2 protein-coding genes and 1 pseudogene (1 of these 3 only partly in view) are annotated in these 19,502 nt (G+C 66.5%); all 3 read left to right on the top strand.

What is annotated here, in order from left to right; all coding sequences use genetic code 11:
* Nucleotides 1–9 precede the first annotated feature (9 nt).
* Nucleotides 10–471: pseudogene (locus ACQP2U_RS43070) on the top strand (hypothetical protein); the annotation flags it as partial.
* 258 nt (nt 472–729) lie between these two features.
* Entirely contained in the window at nt 730–1,107 is a 378-nt protein-coding gene (locus ACQP2U_RS43065) for a hypothetical protein (RefSeq protein ID WP_433717246.1), read from the top strand.
* Nucleotides 1,068–19,502 carry the 5' portion of a DEAD/DEAH box helicase family protein gene (locus tag ACQP2U_RS43060; protein ID WP_433717244.1) on the top strand. 12,258 nt of this gene lie beyond the right edge of the window, so 18,435 of the gene's 30,693 nt are visible here — the first part of the coding sequence; the start codon lies at nt 1,068–1,070; the stop codon falls past the right edge of the window. Before ACQP2U_RS43065 ends, ACQP2U_RS43060 begins: the two co-directional genes overlap by 40 nt.

The following is a 19,502-nucleotide window of genomic DNA, read 5'->3' as shown; positions in this document are numbered from 1 at the left end:
AACTCCGCGGCTGAAAGCGTTTGCCCTCCATTGGTACCCGCCGATCATCCACCAAAGCTCAATCTGCTGCGCCAGTTGCTGACCGCGCCGAACGCTGAAGAATTCATCGTCAACTGGAAGGACGCGACAGCGTACTTCTTGGCTCTCTACGTGCTGTTCTCACTGGGGGTTGCCGCCGACGATGACTACGTCGCGATGACTGAGCTCGCGCAATCCGACCCTCGTCTCAAGGAAATTTGGGCTTCGCTGCCCAACATCGCCGAACGCGGCGACACGCTTACGCTGGTCCTTGCGGATCCCGTGACCGGAGGCCACACCCACCACACCGGTAGATCCCTGGCCCATCCGGCTCAGATTCGCCAGCGTCGCATGGATCGTTCGCGAGGTGTCTCGACCAGCGCGAGCCAACCAGCCCTCGCGAGCGCCAAGCCCAGCTATCTTGTGCTCTTTCCCGCTACATCTGCTTCGTAGCTGCGCCAACAACCCAACAGCGGCGTCTCATGTTCTGTGTGCCAGAACCACTTCCTGCTCGCAGGCGCGGCAGTACGCATCGAGTGTGGTGGATGGTTTTGATGTCACACTGGCTGTGGGTTTGCGGCGTATTCAGCGGAAATGCGTGGATACGGTTCGGACATTGAGTTGCCGTGGCACCCGCACCGGGCGCCACGGGCATGGTGTTCGAAGGGGAATGATCCGTGGCCGACGTGAATTCCGAACAGGAGGAAACCAATGGACCGGGACCCGAGCCGCATCCGCGCCATGAGTACCGGATCGGAGGGGGGCTCGATGGCGATCAATCCGGGCCGTTCGCTGATCAGCGACCTGGTGGCGGCCGACACGATCGAAGCCGAGCGGAGGCGGGATCCGGATCGGTGGCGTCGGTGCCTGGTGCGGGAGGACGCGCTGGCGGCAGACATCGTCGCCCGAGTGTGGGGGATCAGCCCGCCGCTGCTGTGGCAGATTCTGGCAGTGTCCTTGATCGCTCAGCGGCTGCAAGACGGCGAACCGACGCCCAAGAACGCCGCGGATCCGCTGCGCGAGCCTCTGGAACTGATGATCGACGAGGAATGGCGCACGAGGAGCCGGGCCAGCCGATCACCGAGCTGACATACCAGTGGGCTCGCGCGATCCACGACCTCGACGGCATCAGGTCGCGAGGACACACGCTGCTGGCATCCAAAGGCAGCGCCGAGAAAGCGCTCGAGTTCGCCAATATCACTGTCGCCGACGTCGAAGCGTCGGATGCTGCGAAAGCTGAAGCCGCCCAGCAGATCAGCGTTCTGACCGAAGAGATCGACGGCCTCACCGACGATCTCGAAGTGTGCCAGCTACGGTGGTCTGGGCTCCAAGTGCAGACGATGCAGATGGAGAACCAGCTGCGGGCTGCCGGGATCGCCCCGGAGAACATCAACCGCGCAGCGGTTCTTCGGATGGGACGCCCCAACACCAGGCCTTGGCGCGACGAACCAGCCAGCCTTGTGCAGCGCGAAACCCTGCGTTCCATGCTGACCTCCCGTGCCGCAGCCACTGATCTGCTGGATACGCCACTGACCAAGGCAGAGGCCGACGAGGCGATACGTCATGCGGTGACCATCGCCGCGGGCGGAGCAGCGAAGGCGGCTTCCCAGCCTGTCGAGGTGGGGGAGGGGGAGTTCACCGACGCTGCTGGGCTGCGTCCGGTTGTCATCGACGCTGCGCAGCCTCCGAATGTCGAGCAGTTCCGGGTGGGCAGTCAGCTGTACGACGCGTTGCTGACCGTCGTCGCGCAGTTGCGCGCCGGCGCAGCCTACACAGACGCGGATGTCGTCAGCCGCGTTCAGGCGGTCGTGTATGCCGCGCGCACGAACCGCCAATTGTGGCTGCCTCGCCAGGTCGCACGTCTGGAACGTGTCGCGGCCGCGTTGCTGGCTGGGGAACCGGTCGAGGTGTTCGACAAGGATGTCGTCGTCAGCGGTGTCAGGGAGGTGATCAGCGACGAGGACACCTACCTGGTGTGGCTGGCCGCACGCACCAGCGACCGCCCTCGTGATGCCGTGCTCGACCACGACCACGACCACGACCACGACCACGACCACGAGCCGTTGGTGCCCGACGCGCAGCGGCGTGCCGAGTTGATCGCCGCGATCACCGCCGAGACTGTCGATGCCGCTGACCTGACCGTGATAGCTGCCGGGGCCGCGACGCGTGAGGAGTTCAGCCCGGCCGCGGTGCCCACCGCGCGGTCGCTGGTCTTGGCGCGCTTGGCCGCCATCCATGATCTCGAGGCCGCCGCGTCGGGCGACCGGCAGATCGCGCGGATCGCACAGGGGTTGATAGAGGACGTCGACGCCCAAACCCTGATGGGCCGCGATATCGCCGACCACGTGTGGCGCACCCACCATGGTGACCGCACCAGCATCGAGCAGCTGACCGTGGAACTAGCCGATGACCTCGCCGCCGAGGTCGGTCCGGGTGTCGGTGCCGAACCCGAAGCAGCCCTGGACACCATCGCCAGCTTCACCGCACTGCACGAACTCACCGAGACCGATCAGCAGACGGTGGTGCAGAGCGCCATCGACACGGTCAACACCGTCAACAGCGCCGACTTTCACGCGCTGGGGTTCGCGGCGTTCACCCCGGACGCGCTGTCAGCCCAACCCGATCCCGACACCGACCCGCGGGTCGCCACCGCCTTGGCGGGCTGCGGTGACAGCACTGCCGGTGAGCTGATTCGCCGCGATTACACCGACGGCTGGTGGGCGGCGTTGTCGGAACACACCAGCGAGACGTGGGCGCAGATCCTGACCGAACTCGGAGACGACGCGCAGATCCAGCAGATCTTCACCGCCACCGGCATCACCGCCGACCACGCCGCCGCGGCGGCCGAGTCACGGCTGAGCAGCCTCCTCGACAGCATCGCCGCACGCAGTGACCTGCACGCGGCCGCGATCCGCGCTGCCGAACACGCCCGCATTCGTTCGAGCCGATCATCGAGTGGGGAGTGGTCGCCCCCTTTCGGTGAAGCCGCCGGCGCAAACCGGCGGCGGCTCGCTACACCTCCGGAAGACGAGGAACCCGCGCGCCGCGCTGGGTTCGTTCGTCAGATCGCCGACCAGTTGGCAGCCGCCGTAACACGCACCGATCTCGAGCTGGAACCGGAGACCGGGTACGTCGACGAGTTCGCACCCTATGTCGCTGAGGACACCGACGTCGAATACGCCGATTCGTCAGAGGAATTCGACGACGACCCGGTGCTGGCGTGGGGACTGATCTGCGACGAGCTCGCCGCTGATCCGCGAGTGCTTGCCCACATCCGGCGCGAACGCTACCCGGCCGCTGACCTCGCCGGGCATCAGCGATTCCAGACGCTGATCGATGAGCTGCTCACCGAGTACGGCGACCGCAGCCCCGCCGATGCTGCCGCCATCGCCGAGGAACGCCGCCGTCACAGCAACGAGGTTGGCTGGTGGTCGACGCGCGCGATGTGTGAGCAGATCGCCGCGACCGCCTTGGATCGACGTTTGACGTGGTGGCCGACACCGATCCACGGGCGCACCGAACTGGAACGGTGGCGGACGTGGGCGGCGGCGCAGCTGATGGCGGACCCTTTCACCGCGATGCCGGGTCAATGGCCGCTGTCGGCGGGCACTCGGTCGATCGCGCTGGATGAAGTGATCGACACGATGCTCCAACAACTGCCGGTCCAATTGCCGGACCTCGATGTCGACCTCACCGATCCCGGCACTCGCGACTGGCTGGCTGCGGATGTGCGCCTGCATGTGCGCTCAATGCTGCCGACCCCGGCGCCGGATCAGCGGCGAGGTTGGACCGAACTGGCCCAGGTGTGGTCACCAGTCGAGCAGCGTGGCGACGCGCCGAGCCGCAACGTGATGGTGATTGGGTATTGGCGGCTCACCCGCGACGGCGGGGCCACTGAAGAGGACTGGGGTAGCGACCACCGCGCGGCCATGGTCGAAGCCTTGCACGCGGTCGGGCGCGACGACAGCGGCGCACCGAATGGCGCCACCGCTATCCACGCTCACGTCGCCGATGTGCGCGCCGCGATGGACCGCTACGCGCGAACCCGACTCACCGGCGACGCCCGGATACAGGCTGCGGCGCAGTCGGAGACCTTCTGGAAATACGCCCGCACCGGATCGGTGTCGAGGTCGCTGTTGGATTCACCGCTGGTGACCGAACCGGTCGCGGAGGTCATCGCGAGCCTGCCCACGACCGACCCACAGTTGCTGTTCGACGCCCACTGGGTGGGGATCGACATCCACCGCTACCTGATCAACGAGGTCGCCACCGCGATCCTCATCGACCAGCACGCGAGGTATCTGCGGCAGGGGAGCAGCCACTGGGATCTGCTGGCGACGACGCAATACACGGTGGTCGTCGGTGACCGCGATAGCCGCCATATCACCCTGACGCGCCCGACTCGCTCCGGCAACTGGATCGGCCGTGCATCCGACGGCACCGACACCGCGATCGCAGTGGAGCGGCTCACCGACGCCATCATCGCCGCCCGTGCAGTCCTGACCGGTGCGAAACCACCAGTCGCCGACGCTGCAGTGTCCGCGGCTGTGGAGATCGCCCTCTCTGGGGTAGCAGAAGCATCAATTCCCGAAGGGCTGGATGCAGTTGGGCCGCCGAAGCATATTCGCGACCTCGCCGGACACGCCGCAGTCCGCTGGCAGGTTCGCCCCGCCTACACCATCCACACCGACACCGGCCCAACCTACGACCTGGACTTGCAAGGCAGCGATGACACCGGTACGTGGGAGCTGCACCTGTGCTGGGTGGATTTGACCATCGGCGGGTACCGGTTCGACCCGCGTCGATCATGGGGTCGCTGGCAGGCGGCCGACGGCCGTGTCGAAGAGTTCACCCCTCAGCCGGGTGTGGTGGCGTGTCTGATCGAACAGCCCACCCCCCAGATACTCGCCGCCACGGCAGCCACTACAGCCACCGAAACCGGTGAACAGCAACTTCCGACACCACCTCGTAAGGGTGTTGAGCTGGCCAGCGGCGCGGCGGAGGCCGGCTGGATTGTGCTCGACCCCAGCGCCCGCCAGCTCGACAGCAACCTCTACCTCCTGGCGTTGCAGGTGCACACCCGCGACGGGGTGTATCTGGCCGAGCTGCGCTGGGAACTGGTCGGGCAGAAGTACATCTTCCGCCCAGAACGCTCCACGCTGGTTACTCCGCAAGGACGACAGAAGCATCCACGTCTAGTTGATGTCGCCAGCCTGATCAGGACCCTCGAACCGGTCACGCCCCCCACCGCCGACCTCAACGTTGACGGCGACGTCGAGCGAGTCGAGGCCGCCACCGATATCAGCGACGAACTGGTGGTGGAGGTCGACGAGCCGATCATCGCCGCGCCACCGGCCGCGACCGACAAGGCCACTGCGGCCAGGGCGATCGGGTGGACTGCGACCCCCGACCGCGGGACCCACGACGGCCTGCCCACCTATGAACTGATCCTGGCACCTCCGGACAACCCTGATCACACGATCACGTTGACGTGGTTGTTGCATCCGGGCACCGACCGCTACAACTACGACCGGTGGCGCTCCGGAGTCACACGCCCAGGTGGAGAGTTCGAACCGGGAATCACCCTCGCCGACGTCACCGCGATGTTCGAGCGACTCGCCGAGCAATCGGCGATGCCCGCGCTGCTCACCCTCGATGGCCAGATCGTCGACGAGCTTGTCAACGAGTTCACCGCAGCCTCCACCACAGCTCAGCCAGCCCCGCCGAGTTCAACGCCGTCGGACTCGGAAACGCCCAGCCCGCCCGAACTGCCCTCTGACTCTGCCGCCACCGCGACGACGGCCGACGCCACCTCCGATACACCCTCACCCACCCCACCCGAACCGTCGATCACCAACCCGACCGCCGACGTCGAGTTTCAGCACGAGCAGGTCTGGGGGCCGCTGCTGGCTCCGTTGCCAGCGCTGATCCCCACCGATCTCATCGCCGCCCGCACTCTGGCCGACATCGCCCGCGCCAACAACTGGCACGTCAGCAGTCAATTCGTCCCCAACCCACCGGACAGGGAACAGGACCGGGGACACACCTCCAAGCCTTGGGGCGTCGCTTTCGTTCTGTGCATTTGCGGACAGACCAGCTCGGGTGTCGAGGACATCGAACTGCGGTGGCGGCAGGTCGGCGAGCAGTGGGTGTTCGACAGTGACGGGTTCAGGGCCACCACTTTGCCTCCTGACCTCGACGTAATCACGGGCGCGGTCAGCCAGCCCGCCAGCCGCGTTCGCGACAGTGCGGGGCCGGTCCTTGACGAGGTGGTCGCCACCGTTGTCGCTGGCACACCATCGCGGCGCGCCGACAGCTACGACCGCTTCGGAGACCGCGTCGCCCAGCACGTCGACACCGCGATCATCGAGGTACTGCGGCAGATCGCGACACGCTCCGATCCCGAACCGCCGCACCCTCAATACAGGAGTGTCGTCGAGGAGATCCTCGCGAACACGCTTGCGCTGCGTCAGCTGCGTGCCGCGATCATCGACCGCTGCTGGATCGGTGCTGATCTCAGCGAGACCGAGCTGGCGCAGATCCGTTGCGCGGCTGAGGATCACGCACACAAATACGAGCGGATCCCGGGTAGTGGCGGGGAAGCTGGTGCGGTCCGCTACACCACTGAAACCCATCTGGGTGAGCTCGCCGCCGGGAAGGAACGGCGGCGTGCGGCATGGGAGGCGATGGCCGCGCAGGTCGCCTCACACCGTAGCGAGGTCCTCGGCTGCAGTCCCGAACAGGTCCAGGCCCGCGTGGCGGCCCGTGAGGCCACCGCCGACGAGCTCAAGGAGCAAGCCCAAGCCGCGCTGGTGGCGGGGGAGGGGCAGCAGGCTCGGCGGCTGCTGTTCGACGCCGCCCGCGTGCAGCCACACGACCGGGAGACCATACAACTACGGCAGGTCACCGACGATCACTTCCCACCCACCCCCGCGCCACCCCCGCAGATCCTCTCGCGCACCCCGACCGGCGCGGCACGGATCGTGGACATTGCTTCCGACGGCGGATGGGGGCGCGACCACGCCGAACCCAACGTGGTGGTGTTGCGGCGTCACCAAGACTCTGGTGAGCGGGAATTCCTGCGCCTGGTGTGGGAGGACAGCCCGCTAGGTGCTGTCTACAGCCCTGCTGAGTCCCGCGCCAGCCGAATCGGTTCCGCGGCGAACCCGATCCGAGTCATCCCGGGGCACCTGAGCCTGAACAGCGTCCAACGCATCATCACCGATGCTGGCGCTGCCCAGCCGAATACCTCGGTCGAGGGCGCTGAATTGACTGCGGATCAGCGGCTGCTTCTGTGGGCGGTCAGCGACGAGTGGGCTGTGACCGACGTGTTCGCCGACCCCATCTACGGTGCCAACCGCCTGTTCCTGCTCCCGTCCTCGGGTGGGCTGGACCGCGAGGCCGATCGCCTTCGGCCAGAGTGGGACGACTTTGAGCTCCGGTGGAGGATCGACCCCGAAGGGGAAACGATCGCGCTCACACCCTGCGCCATCTCACCGCCGCTACCAGCCCACTTCGAACTGGTCAGCATCACTCGCGACGAACTGACCCGCTTCGCCACATCGATCCCACAGACCCAACGCGAGCGCCTGGCTGGCTACAGCGAGACCGCGGCCCGCCGCACAGTGCTACGGGAAATCCTGGACATCGATGGCCTCGCCGCCGCGGGGCCGACCCGCTCCACAGAACGCGAAGCCAGCGAACACCTCGAACAGTCAGCGCCGCCCGCCACTATCGACGTGGTCGCTGAGCGCGGCGATGAGCACACCGACGCCGTGGATCACGGCATACCCCATATCCCGGTCGAGACATCCGATGCGACCCACGCTGCCGAGCCGAACACCTCCGCGGCTGTCATCCCAGCGCCGAGGGTGCTGCGCAGCGAGACTGATCCACCGCCGGCACCGATAGCCGAAAACCCTGGCCCGACCCTGCAGCCCGCCAACACCGCCGCCACGGCGGAGTTTCTGTTCGAAGGGCTGTGGCGTCGGTTCGTAGAGCGGCCGATCCCGCCGCTGCCCGAACTGGTCGATCAGCTCGACAGCTTCGCTGAGATCGCGCGGGACGCACACGATGCGGGCTGGCGAGTCGAGGTGTTCGCCGACACTGCGGGAAGCCGCTACGAACTGCGGCTCTACGGCCACCCGAGTTCCGGGCACCGCGAATACATCCTGCCCTGGGTTCAAGACCACCCCGATGGCGTGTTCAGCTACCGCGAGGAGCAGTCCTCCTACATCTGGTACGCCAACACCGATCGTGTCTCCTGGGGACGAGCGAACCTCGGCGCAGTCCGCCAATGGCTGGGCAAACCGCAGGAGCCGCTCCTCGAACGTGCGCCTGGCGTCGGTTCGGTTGTCGATGCCGCGGTCGCCGCGGCGATGCAGGATCGGTTGCTGAGCCACCTTCTGGATTACCCGCCAAGTCTGTTCGCCGATGTCGTGGCCGCCCGCGCGGAACGCGTGGTGACCAACGGCTTGGTGGCGAGCCTGGACACCGCCGTCACATCCCGTGACGAACGGACGCGTCGGGCCTGCCACGTCGTGTTCGATGACAAATTGCTGCGTGCTGACCTCGGGCGGATCGTCGCCGAAACACGGTGGCGGACACACCATCACGACAACACGTCTGAATTGAGCTACCACAGCAGCAGCGTGCGCACGATCGGGCAGGTGCCGTCGAGCATCGAGAACCTCCTGAATGCTGAGCAGGGCGTGCGGGAGAGACTGGTCAACCCAGAAGCCGACCACACCACGCGGCCGGAGGCCCTGAACGACCGGGCGCGGACCTATCTGGATGCGAGGTGTCGGCGTATCCGCGCGGAACTCGCCCACGGCGAGCCCAGAGGCCAGATTTCGATGGCACGGCTGGGTTCTGAACTCGCCGACACTGAGGCGTTCATCGCGGCGCTGTTCGACCCGCCGACCATCTCGGACCAACCCACCGACAGCACGGTCCAACTCGACGCTGACCTCGTGCCTGGCAGCGTGTATCGGTTCGAGCGGCTATGGCGACACATCGTGCATCCCGAGATGCCGGACACACCTGACGGGGGCGACGACGTTGACGAGATCAGCCAGCTGGCCATCTCCGGAGGCTGGCAACTCCACGGCGAACAGATCACTACCAGGACGAATCAGCGCCAGTACCGGCTGACGCTTCGAGCGCAGGCCCGCGACCACACACGCGAACTGTCCCTGCTGTGGGCGCAGCACAACGACGGCAATGGCTTCCGGTTCATCTACGACATCAACCAGTCGCGCAGTCGGCGCCACTACCCGAGCCGCAATCCCGCGTGGGTGCGCACCAAACCGTCGCTCGATCAGGTCCGCGCGGAACTGGCCGAAGAGATCGTGCGAGTGCCCGCCGAGAGCGACGACCTGATCGAGGCGATCGTCGCGGCCGCGGTCACCGATCAGGCGATGATCAAACTGCCTGGCGAACACCCCGGCCGATTCGACAAGTATGACGCCGCCGCCCGCACCCGCGCCGACGCGGTGATGGCCCAACGCCTGATCACCGTGCTCAACGGCGTCAGCGAAGAAGCCGAGCCACACATTGCGGCGGCAGCGGCGAGCATCATCGACAATCGGGCGCTGCGTGACGCCCTGGCCGACAGCGTTTCCCAGCACATCTGGCTCACCCACCACACGGTGGACACCGCCACCCGCAGCGACGCCGAGCACGATCGCCAACACGCGATGGCCTCGAGGAAGGTTCCCGCTGAACCTCAGAGTTCGCCGACAGGCCTCCTCGAACCCCAGACCAGTACCCCACACCACACAAACGATCCAGCCGTGGAAGTGGAAGCCTCGCCAGCAGATCAGCCAGAGACGTTGTTCGATCTGCCGGGCGTGCAAACCAGTGCACCGGTCACCCATGTCCCGGCAGCATCATCGAGCCAGCCACCGGCACAGGAGGAGAACGACGGCAGGCAAGCCGCAGTCAGCGTCGTAGCGGACCCGCCAGCCGGCGACGCCACCGACAGCCTCGCACCGACGCCACTGAGCACTGCGGCGCGATGGTCGATCCCGCCGGTGAAGTTCAAGGCACTCGGCAACGGCAAGGGCGCATTGGGGCGGGCGCTGGATCAAGCCGCCAACACCGTCGTCGAACACAACGACAAACTGGCACTCGAGATGGCAATCGCCGCACTCAACGCTCCCTCATGGGCCAGCTATGGCGGGCCCACGGGGCAGGGCCGCAAACAGGCTGAGGACAGACAAACCCTGACGGGGGCAGCTCGCGAGGAACTCGACGCCCAGATCCAGGCTGTCGCCGACCTCGCCGCAACGCTCGAGAACTTGGGCTATGACCACATTCGGGTGGCGAAAGTCCGCGAGCAGGAGCCCACGCTCGGTGAATACCTGCACGACTATGTGAACGCCTACCGGGCTCACCGCACCGAACAAGCCGATCAGTCCGCCGATGCCGTCGCTCAGGCACAGGTCGACGCGAACCTACCAGGTGCAGGCCATCCATCACCCACCATCGAGCAGGGCACCGAACTCGACTCGTCTGTCGACGCAGCAGCCTGCCAACGAGTAGCGGCCGCGGTGACCAGCCGCATAGCCAGTAACAGTCATCTCACTGTCTTGGCCGCCACTGGCAACCTCGATCTTTATCGCGGCTTCGCCGGACCCCTCGCGCTCAACCAGACATCGGCGATCATCGAAGAACAACTGCTCGCCAGCGGTGACCTGACACCGATGGACCGGCGCCTGGCGTGGAGAGTGTTCCAGCACGACGACCTCGCCTCCGGTCACGAAGTGGCCCGACACGTCGCGGCCGCCGTGTGGGAGGCATTTGCGCCCACACCTGCGAGAGCCGAGCTCGACACCATGTCCGAGTCGTGGACCGAGCTTCCCTTCGTCTACGCCCTGTACGAAGACGTACGCGATATCGAGATGTGGAAGTCGGCAGGCTCGGGCGGGCGGATCACAGTATTCACCGTCGATGGCACCTTCTATCTCGACTTCACCGACACCGGCGACTACCACCTGTGGACAGAGGACCCGGCCGACGATCAGGTGGCCATCGACATCCCCGATCCCACACGGGCGCACCCTACGCATGCCGCGCAAGTGTGGCCGCTGATCTGGGGTGTCCTGCATGAGCGCGCCGAGGCCGCAGCGCACGCTCAGCTCGCGCATCACGGCGTTGTCCCAGCGCAGGCTGCCGCGCTCGCGGCGTTGACATCCGGAGGTGACTGGACCACGAACATGGGCTGGAGCTCCTCCACGGAGTTCGTGTTCTATCTGCGTCTGAGTTTGGCCAACGCTTCGAAGGAGCCGGAATGGGAGTTCGAGCTGCCGTTCGAACCGAACCAGTCCGGCGGCTACACCTACCGGCCGGACCTGTCGCGCTGGTGGATCCCCGCCATGCCACAACGTCGCCAGGTGCACGACCTCGCTGCCGTGGAGTTCGTGCTGCGCACCGCAGGCCTGCTGGATTTGGCCGCACCAGCGGTCGTGGTGGCGGCGGAAGCCCACAGTAAAGGGTGGAACGTCACCGGGCCGATCCTGGAAGCCAACGGCGACACCTACTTGGTGCTCGACGCGGACACCAACCGCGGAACCCGCCACTACGAGATCAGCTGGCAGCAGGTGAACGGCGAATGGGTCTTCGACAACGCCAACGCCCGAGCCAGCCACATGAAACGCCCACCCCAACGCGGCACCGTCGAAAAAGCTGTCGACACCCTCACGGTGAAACCCCACCGGAGCACCGCGACCGGCGAGTCCACTGCGGAGGTTGTCCAGACCGCCTTCGGGGAGGTGCCGCTCACCCCTGAGCTGCGTTTGGCGATGGAAGTCAACGCTCGCACCCCCAAAGACCTCGTGATGTGGGGTGACGGCATGCATGTGCTGCTGTCACATGTCGCCAACGGTGTCTACGGCAAAGTCAACGGCGTCAACTTCCACGGTCAATCAGTGACCGTCACCGGCTACATCATCAAGACATTTCGCTTCAATCCTGGCCCCGGTGACGCGATGGTCATGGTCGCCGATCTGGGGGAACTGCCGGACGGGCCGGTCACCTACAAGGTGCAAACCCCGTTGGACGGCCGGATTACGGTGCTTACCCCGCCAGAGGGCAAGCCGCAGTCGTCGGCGCTGATGGGGCTACGTGAGCCGGTCGAAAACCAGATTCTGTCCGCGCGATGGCATCTCGGCTTGTCGGTGAAGGTGCTCGACGGAAGCAACGGTGGTCTCTGGGAGGTGGAAGGCTGCCCCCACCAGACAACCAGCGAAGTCGCTCGATGGCTGTTCGGCGGCAGCTACAACTCCTGGGAGGGGCGAGCCAAGCCGGTTTTCCGCCCCGAGCTGATCGAGGAAGCCAAGGCCGCTATCCGCTTCCAACGCCCGATCCCTGGCGACCGCCAGCAGGCCACATCACCGGATTCTTCACCGGTGCCGACTGATCCCGCCAACAGCCCACACACAGCTGCTGTCGAGACCGGCACAGATCCGACCGCCGCGGCCGCGACCGATAGCGTCATCCCCGCCGCGGAATTGAGTGCTGAACAGCGCCTGCTGCGCAAAGTCGCCGCCAGTGTTCCCAAGCACGTCGTGCGCCGCGGAGAGGACGGTCAACCGGCGAGTGTGCTGTTGTCGCATGTCGCTGATGGCACCTACGGCGAGGTCAGCGGTGTCGACCCCGACGGTGCGCCCCTCACCGTGCGCGGTTACGTGAACGCGGACTCTTTGGGCGGCGGGTATGGCGGCAGGTTTCCGGGCCCGGCGATGGTGGCCGAGGTGGCGGATCTGCCGAATGGGCCCACCGTCCACATCGTGAACGCCGGGATGGACGCACGGCTGACCGTGCTCGACCCCGGCCCTGCCATGCAGCCCGGCGCGCCCGAGCCCTGGCTGCGCATGTCGGTTGAGGAACAGATCCTCTCGGCTCGCGACGCACTCGGTCTCTCCATCGAAGTGCACGACGGGCCATTCAACGAACTGTGGAAGGTGGAGGGATGCCCCGAGCAGATCACCGGCGAAGTCGCATGGTGGCTGTTCGGAGGCCGCTACGGATCGTGGACTGGACGCGCCCGACCCGTCTACAAGCCCCAACGCATCACCGAGGCCACAGCTGCGGGACGGATCTCGCCCGAGCAGCAAGCCATCCTGCTCGGACAGCCCGAACTTGCCACAGCAGCCGCTGAGACTCCGGCACCCGACACGGGGAATTCCGCGACTACACGAGCGGAGACCGAGGAACCCGCCACATCGCCGGAAAACGTCACGGTGACGGCAGCAGTAGCTGATGTCGACGCCCTGCCGCAGTCGACATCGGCGGGGGCGTCACCTGAATCTGTCGGTGTCGTTACCGACGATCAGAAGCTGCTGTTGTACGCACTCGCCTCCACGACACTTGGTGCTGCACACCTGCGTTCAGTGCTCGGCAACCCGACCTCGACCGCAGTGGACCGGCTCCTGGATTCACAGCTATCGAGCTCGATGCCTGAACAGTTGCTGGTGTGGCGACCGCAGTGGCAGTCGTGCTCGATCAAGGCCGTTGATGATCAACTGCAACTGGGTCGGTGGGGTCAGCCGCTGCCCGGCGGCGTGGAGCCGGTCACGATCACCCGCGCGGACCTCGAAGCGCTGGCCGTTGCCAGCACCTGGCCTGAGCCGCTGCCCGACACCGTCAGCGAAATTGCCTCGGTGATCGCCGATGTTGTCGGAATCGAAACGGTCGCAGCGACATCGGCGGACGGGCCACTGTATCCGCGGCTGTGGGATGCGGTGTTAGAGGAGCTGGTCGCCCACGCCGACCGGTTCAACGAAAACCTCACCACCGCCGGTGACCGCGACGTTCGACACCACAGCTACTGGACGGCGGTCACCACCCGCATCACCCGCGAACTGGCGCTGGTCGCCGGGTCCGACGACGAGACGAGCCTGCAGACCCAGCTTTCCGCAGCCGAATCCGCCCGCGCCGCCTACGGGCGTGCACTAGCCGTGCGTGAGGCGCTCGATCAGGGCCTCGGCGCGATCTGGTCGGGCCTGGACGCGACCGACACCGAGATCCTCACCGTCGCTGTCGATCAGGCGGCGATGGCGGCTCACGACGGCCGAAACCCGGTCGAAGACCTGCGTTTCGCGCTGACCACGTTGGCGCTACCCGAGGTCGATGTCGACACGGTCATCGCGGCTGTCACCCACCGCAGCGCCGCCACTCGCGCAACCATGGATCAGCCGGCCGACGACCACACCACGCGGCGCGCGGGCAGCGATAGATGGCAGATTCCTGGGCTGACCAGCACGCCCAACACCGGCAAGGGCAAGACGATGCTGGCGCGTTCGTTGCGGGCCGCCCAGGACGCGAGCCTGGACCCCGCCGATCGGACGGCTTTGGAATTCGCGCGCGATGCGTTGACCAACACCGCCTGGGCCCGCGGTGGCGGTGTCGAAGCGCAAGCCCGCGAGCTCGCCGAGCTGGATGAGCAGATCATCGCTCGCGCCGAGACAACCCGCGCGAACCTCGATCACCAAGTCGACGCGGTACTCGATCTCGCCGACGAACTCGACCGCCTCGGCTACTCCCGGATCCGCACCGCCATGGCATCGGGCCGAGATATGCCGCTGGGCACCTTTATGCGCGCATACGGCGACACCTATCGGGCCCGCCGCACTGAACTGGCCACCGCCGAAATCCCGGCATGGTCACCCATCGCGGCCGCCGCCCGCGCCTACGGATTCGACACCGAACACGTTGAAAACGTTTCCAGCACAGGCGATCCCGAACACCTGCTTCGCGTAGCGCAGAGCAGCGAGGCGGGGCTGCGCCAGTTCGACATGCCATGGCGGGTTCTCGCCGATGGCCAGCGTCCGATATATGTGGCTGTTGAGGCTCGCAGCCGACTCCTCGACGACACCGACCCGGCCGCAGGGCGCGGTCTGCTGCCCGCACAGGTGCTCGAGCAGATCCGCACACCAGCCACCGGTGACAGTGGCAACCCGTCAACCCTCGACCAACTGCGTGCCGCCGCAGATTTCGCTCACGACACCATGCTCGCCGCCCAGGGATTGACCCCGACCGTGCTGCTCGGAGCCGATACCACCGAAATCTCTTGGCGCGAAGCCGAACTCCGGCTCCTCGACGCCCAGATCCTGCCTGCGGATCGCCACGACCGCGACGCGATGCGGCGGGCCAGTGACCTGCAACATCGCCGCGGCCACACTCTCGCCGAGATCGAGAGGCTGCGCCTGTTCACCACCGTCCGTGACGCGGTGACCCCACACATCCAGCAGACCATCGGCAACGGGGCGGGTATCTTCGGCGCTCTCACCGATCAGCACGTCGATGAGCTCCTGCACGCGATGCACGCCGTGCTGTACGCGAGCACCCGACCCAGCGGCGACTACCACCCCCAATGGGCGCACCTCGAATCACTGCTCGACACCGCTGGGCTCACCACCAGCGACACCGACGCGCTGCGGCAGATCGCCGCATCCCTGATCCCGGCGCACCTACCCAGCCCCGACAGCGCCACGACCGGTGAACCGATCACGGCAGTGGTGGTCGCTGCCGCCGACGAAGACAGCGATCACGCCGCCACCGCCGACGATGCGGAGTCCGACACCGCGGCATTCGAGCGCGCTATGGCGGAAGCTCACCAGGCCCTCGCCGCGACGAGCGACCGCAATGACCCCGACGCGTGGCTCGGATTGTCCAAGATGGTCCGCACCGACCCGCGCACGAATCAGTCCTACTCCGCGACCGAGCCGGAATGGGAATCGGTGTGCACGTGGTGGATCGAGCGCGCCACCACCGCCCTCGCCGATGTCGGATACCGCGTCGAGATGCGGCGCGCCGACAAAGGGCGCTACCGCAAGCAGCAGGTCGAGATCGACCACACCGAGCGACTCGTCGTCGCCGACGCCCAATTGCCCGCTGGCACCACCGCATTCAACCTCGTCGAGACCGTCGCCACGGTGCGCGATCACCTCGCCGCACCGGTGCGCCCAGACATGACCGGCGAGCTGCAGCCCACCGCCGCCGCCATCGATGCCCACGACCAGACCCCGCACAGCGCCGCAGCCGCCGACGAGGCGGGAACCGGTCATCACGATGGCGCCACGCCCGCCGCCGTCAGTGTCTCGGACCTGATGCACAACGAGCAGGTGGCACTGATTTTCCTCGACGGTGCCCGCAGGGAGGGGTTGAGGCATTGGCCGCTGAATTACCTACAGCGGCAACATCTTCGGGCGCGGATCACCCGTCTGCACGCTCAACTCACACTGGAGTCGAGACCGGAGGACCGCTCGCGACTGGAGCAGATGCTCGCGCAGTCGCAAGCCGCTCAGGAGCAGCTCGCGCAGACCGCCGCGCTCCGCAGCCAGGCGGCTAGCAGTGCCGGATGGAACTCGCGCTGGCGGGCTCTGGATACCGACACCGTTGGGCGAGTTCAGGATGTCATCGATGCCGCGGCCCAGGCCGCAGTGCGCGGCCAATGGAGTGGGCCGACACCTCAACGCCGCGAACTCGCCCGAATGCTTTCCGGCCTACCCGGTTTCGACCCCGACGCAGCTGTGTCCGTCCTCGACGAATACAGCCCCACCACCGCCACCCCAGAGGCCACGTCCGGTGTGGGGGAGCAAGCATCGGGTGACGTGGCGGACCCGATCCTCGCTGGTGCGATCGGCGAGCGCGATAGGCAGGCACTGCTGCGTGAGGAACAACACGCCGCGTTGCTGTACGCGATGCTGGCGGCGGCCGAGGTAGACAATCCACTGACCCAACTGGCCCGCCACCGCGACCCACGCCTGTACGAGAACTTCGCCGGTCCCGCCGCGAACCAACTTCTCTCCGCTGGACTAACCGCCTTGCAGGACCCCGATTCGGCGGGGAATTCGGGAGCTGCGCTCGCCGACATCGCCCGGGCGGTCGAGCAGGACCCCGCCGCCCGGGACGAGTTGATCTGCAAAGCCGCCGCCTACGTTTGGCACGCGATGCCCGAGGTCGGTGAAACATACTTCGCCACAGGCATGGCGAAGCGCTTTGACGCCACTGATTGGCGCGAGCTGATCAGCGACACGATGGACCTGTCCGCGGGGGAGCGGGTCATCGAATACGAGAAGGGGGAGTTCGCAGGCCTGCTCCTCGAACTCGGCGGCCACAGGTTCAGAATCCTCGGCAACACCCATGTCACCGCGGTCGCGGATCCCCAGTTCCCGCATCCACTTCCACAGGCCAGCGAATATGTCCCCACGTGGAAGATCGTGTCGCTGATCCGCACCTATCTGGCCCACACATCCTCCCCGGACACTGACGTGGTATCCGCAGTCGCCGCACCCCTCATCGAGGCTGCCGCCGCGCCCCGCGAAAACACCAGTGGGACAGACCAGTCCACTGCAGAGCGCGAACTCACCACACCGGATCAGCCGACCCCCACACCGGCGGATAGCGCGGAAACCGGCTCAGCGACAACAGATTCCGAAACCTCCGCCAACACCACCGTCACATCCACCGCCGACGGCGCCGTAGTCGAGCCGGACACCGACGACTCTGCTGGCCAGATCGACAGCTCTTCCGATCTGGCCGTCACGGTTCAGGATCCGAGCAGCGATGCGGCTCCGGCGCGGCCCAGCCATCCCGAACCGGCCGCCGCGGAGACGAATTCGATCATCATCGAGCACAGCCAGGCAGGAACGCTGGTTCACGGGGTACGTCGGTGGCAGCAGACATGGCTGGACGACATACTGTTCGCCGCGAAGTTCAAGCACTCCAGAAATATCAACGCCTGGTATCTGCCGCGTCCATGGAAATTCGACACCCGCACCCGGCGGGTGAAGCAGCTCTCCGAGGCCCTCACCAGGTCGAAGGTGCAGTTCACCGTCCAGTCCACTCCACCGGCCAGGCTCACCAGCCCAACCACAGCGGGCAAGGACAAGGCAGCACCGAATCCCGTCCCGGCGCAACCAGTTCCAGCGCCGCCGTCCCCAGAGATCGACGCGCAGCGCTTGGCCGCCGCCCGCGCATGGAGTAGCCACGACAGCATCCTCACCCCGCAGGACCTGGCAATCATCCGCTGCGCGATCGAAGATCACGCCCACGGCTACTACCGCGCTGGCGTCATCGCCGAGCAATCAATCCCCAGTCAGCTCGCCCAAACGTATTTGCCGCAGGCCGAAGGCTACGACCGGCGTGACGCACAGCTGCAAGCCGTCCGCGACTACATCGACGCGCACCGCAGCGAAGTCGTCGACTGCACCGCCGAGCAGGCCGCCCAACGCCGCGCCGACCACGTCGGGCACGCGGCACGACTGCGGGCCGAGGTGGCCGGACTCCTCGGTCCCGACAGCCTGGACCAGGCCAGAGCCTGCATCGACGATGCCGAACTGCTCGACCCGAACTGGGCCGGTCACCATGGCGTCACCTACAAGCGGATGCGCCAATTCCTCGATCGCGCGACCGGGTGGACGGATCTGGGGCTGATCGACGCCTATGAGCAGTTCGAGGGCCTGATCGCGGTCACTGACCCGTACCCCGGGCCGGGGCTGCAGTTCCTGTGCGGCGTGCGCGCGGGCGGACGCCGGTATGTCCTAACCCTCCCGGGCGCCGAGGATGGACGCGTCACCCTGTTCGCGGCCACCAACCCTGTCGATGATCCCCGATGGCCGAAAACCGTGTCCCGTCACCTGGGTTGGCCGACCACACCTGATCAGGTCATGTCGGCCGTGCACCGCGATCTGCGCGCCCGCACCCACCGGGCGGCGCTGCGTGAAGACCACTGGCGGCAAGCCCGCATCGCCAACGACGCCATGCCACTGCGACTGCTCAACCCAGTCCGCAACGCCGACCCGGTCACAGTGGCGCTGCTCGCGCCCTACGAGCGCTATCACGGCCAAGATCCTGCCGCACCCGACGGCGCCAACGAGCACCGTCACCGCCTCGAATTGTCGGGCACCCGTTACCTGATCATCGACGTCGACACCGCGGACCGGCGCCGCTACCAACTACATCGGGCCGAGGTCGATGACACATCGCCGCAGTGGCAGGCCGGTGAGAGCATCGGCGCCGCCGACAGTCCAGGTGAGGCAATCGATCTGCTGCGCCAGCACGCCGGCGGTGTCGCCCTCGAGCAGGGGTATGCCCTGAGGGAGCGGTTGCTCCAAAGGCAACCACCGCCGAAAGCCCAAGAGATCATCACCGCGGCCCGCGCCAACGGCTACCGCATCAAGGTCGAGCCAGTGCGCGACACGGGATGGTCCCGCACTTTCACCATGGTCGTCAGAGGCGACACCGCACGCGGATACCGTCGCTGGCACATGACCTGGAACGTCAAGCGCGGGTCACTCACCTACGACATCAGCCGATCCTGGACATTCACCTCACCAGATGGCAAGCGTGAAAAGGGCTCCCGGATCGATAGCATCCTGGCTGAAGTACGGCGCCCGGCGGTTCCAGCACCCGAGAAGGTTGCGCCTGCACCGCAACCCACGACCAGCAACCCTGCTGCGCGTTCGGGTTCCGCCGTG

The sequence above is a fragment of the Nocardia sp. CA-084685 genome (assembly GCF_050955785.1).
In the GTDB taxonomy this organism is placed as follows: domain Bacteria; phylum Actinomycetota; class Actinomycetes; order Mycobacteriales; family Mycobacteriaceae; genus Nocardia.
This window is presented reverse-complemented; position numbering and strand designations above follow the sequence as displayed.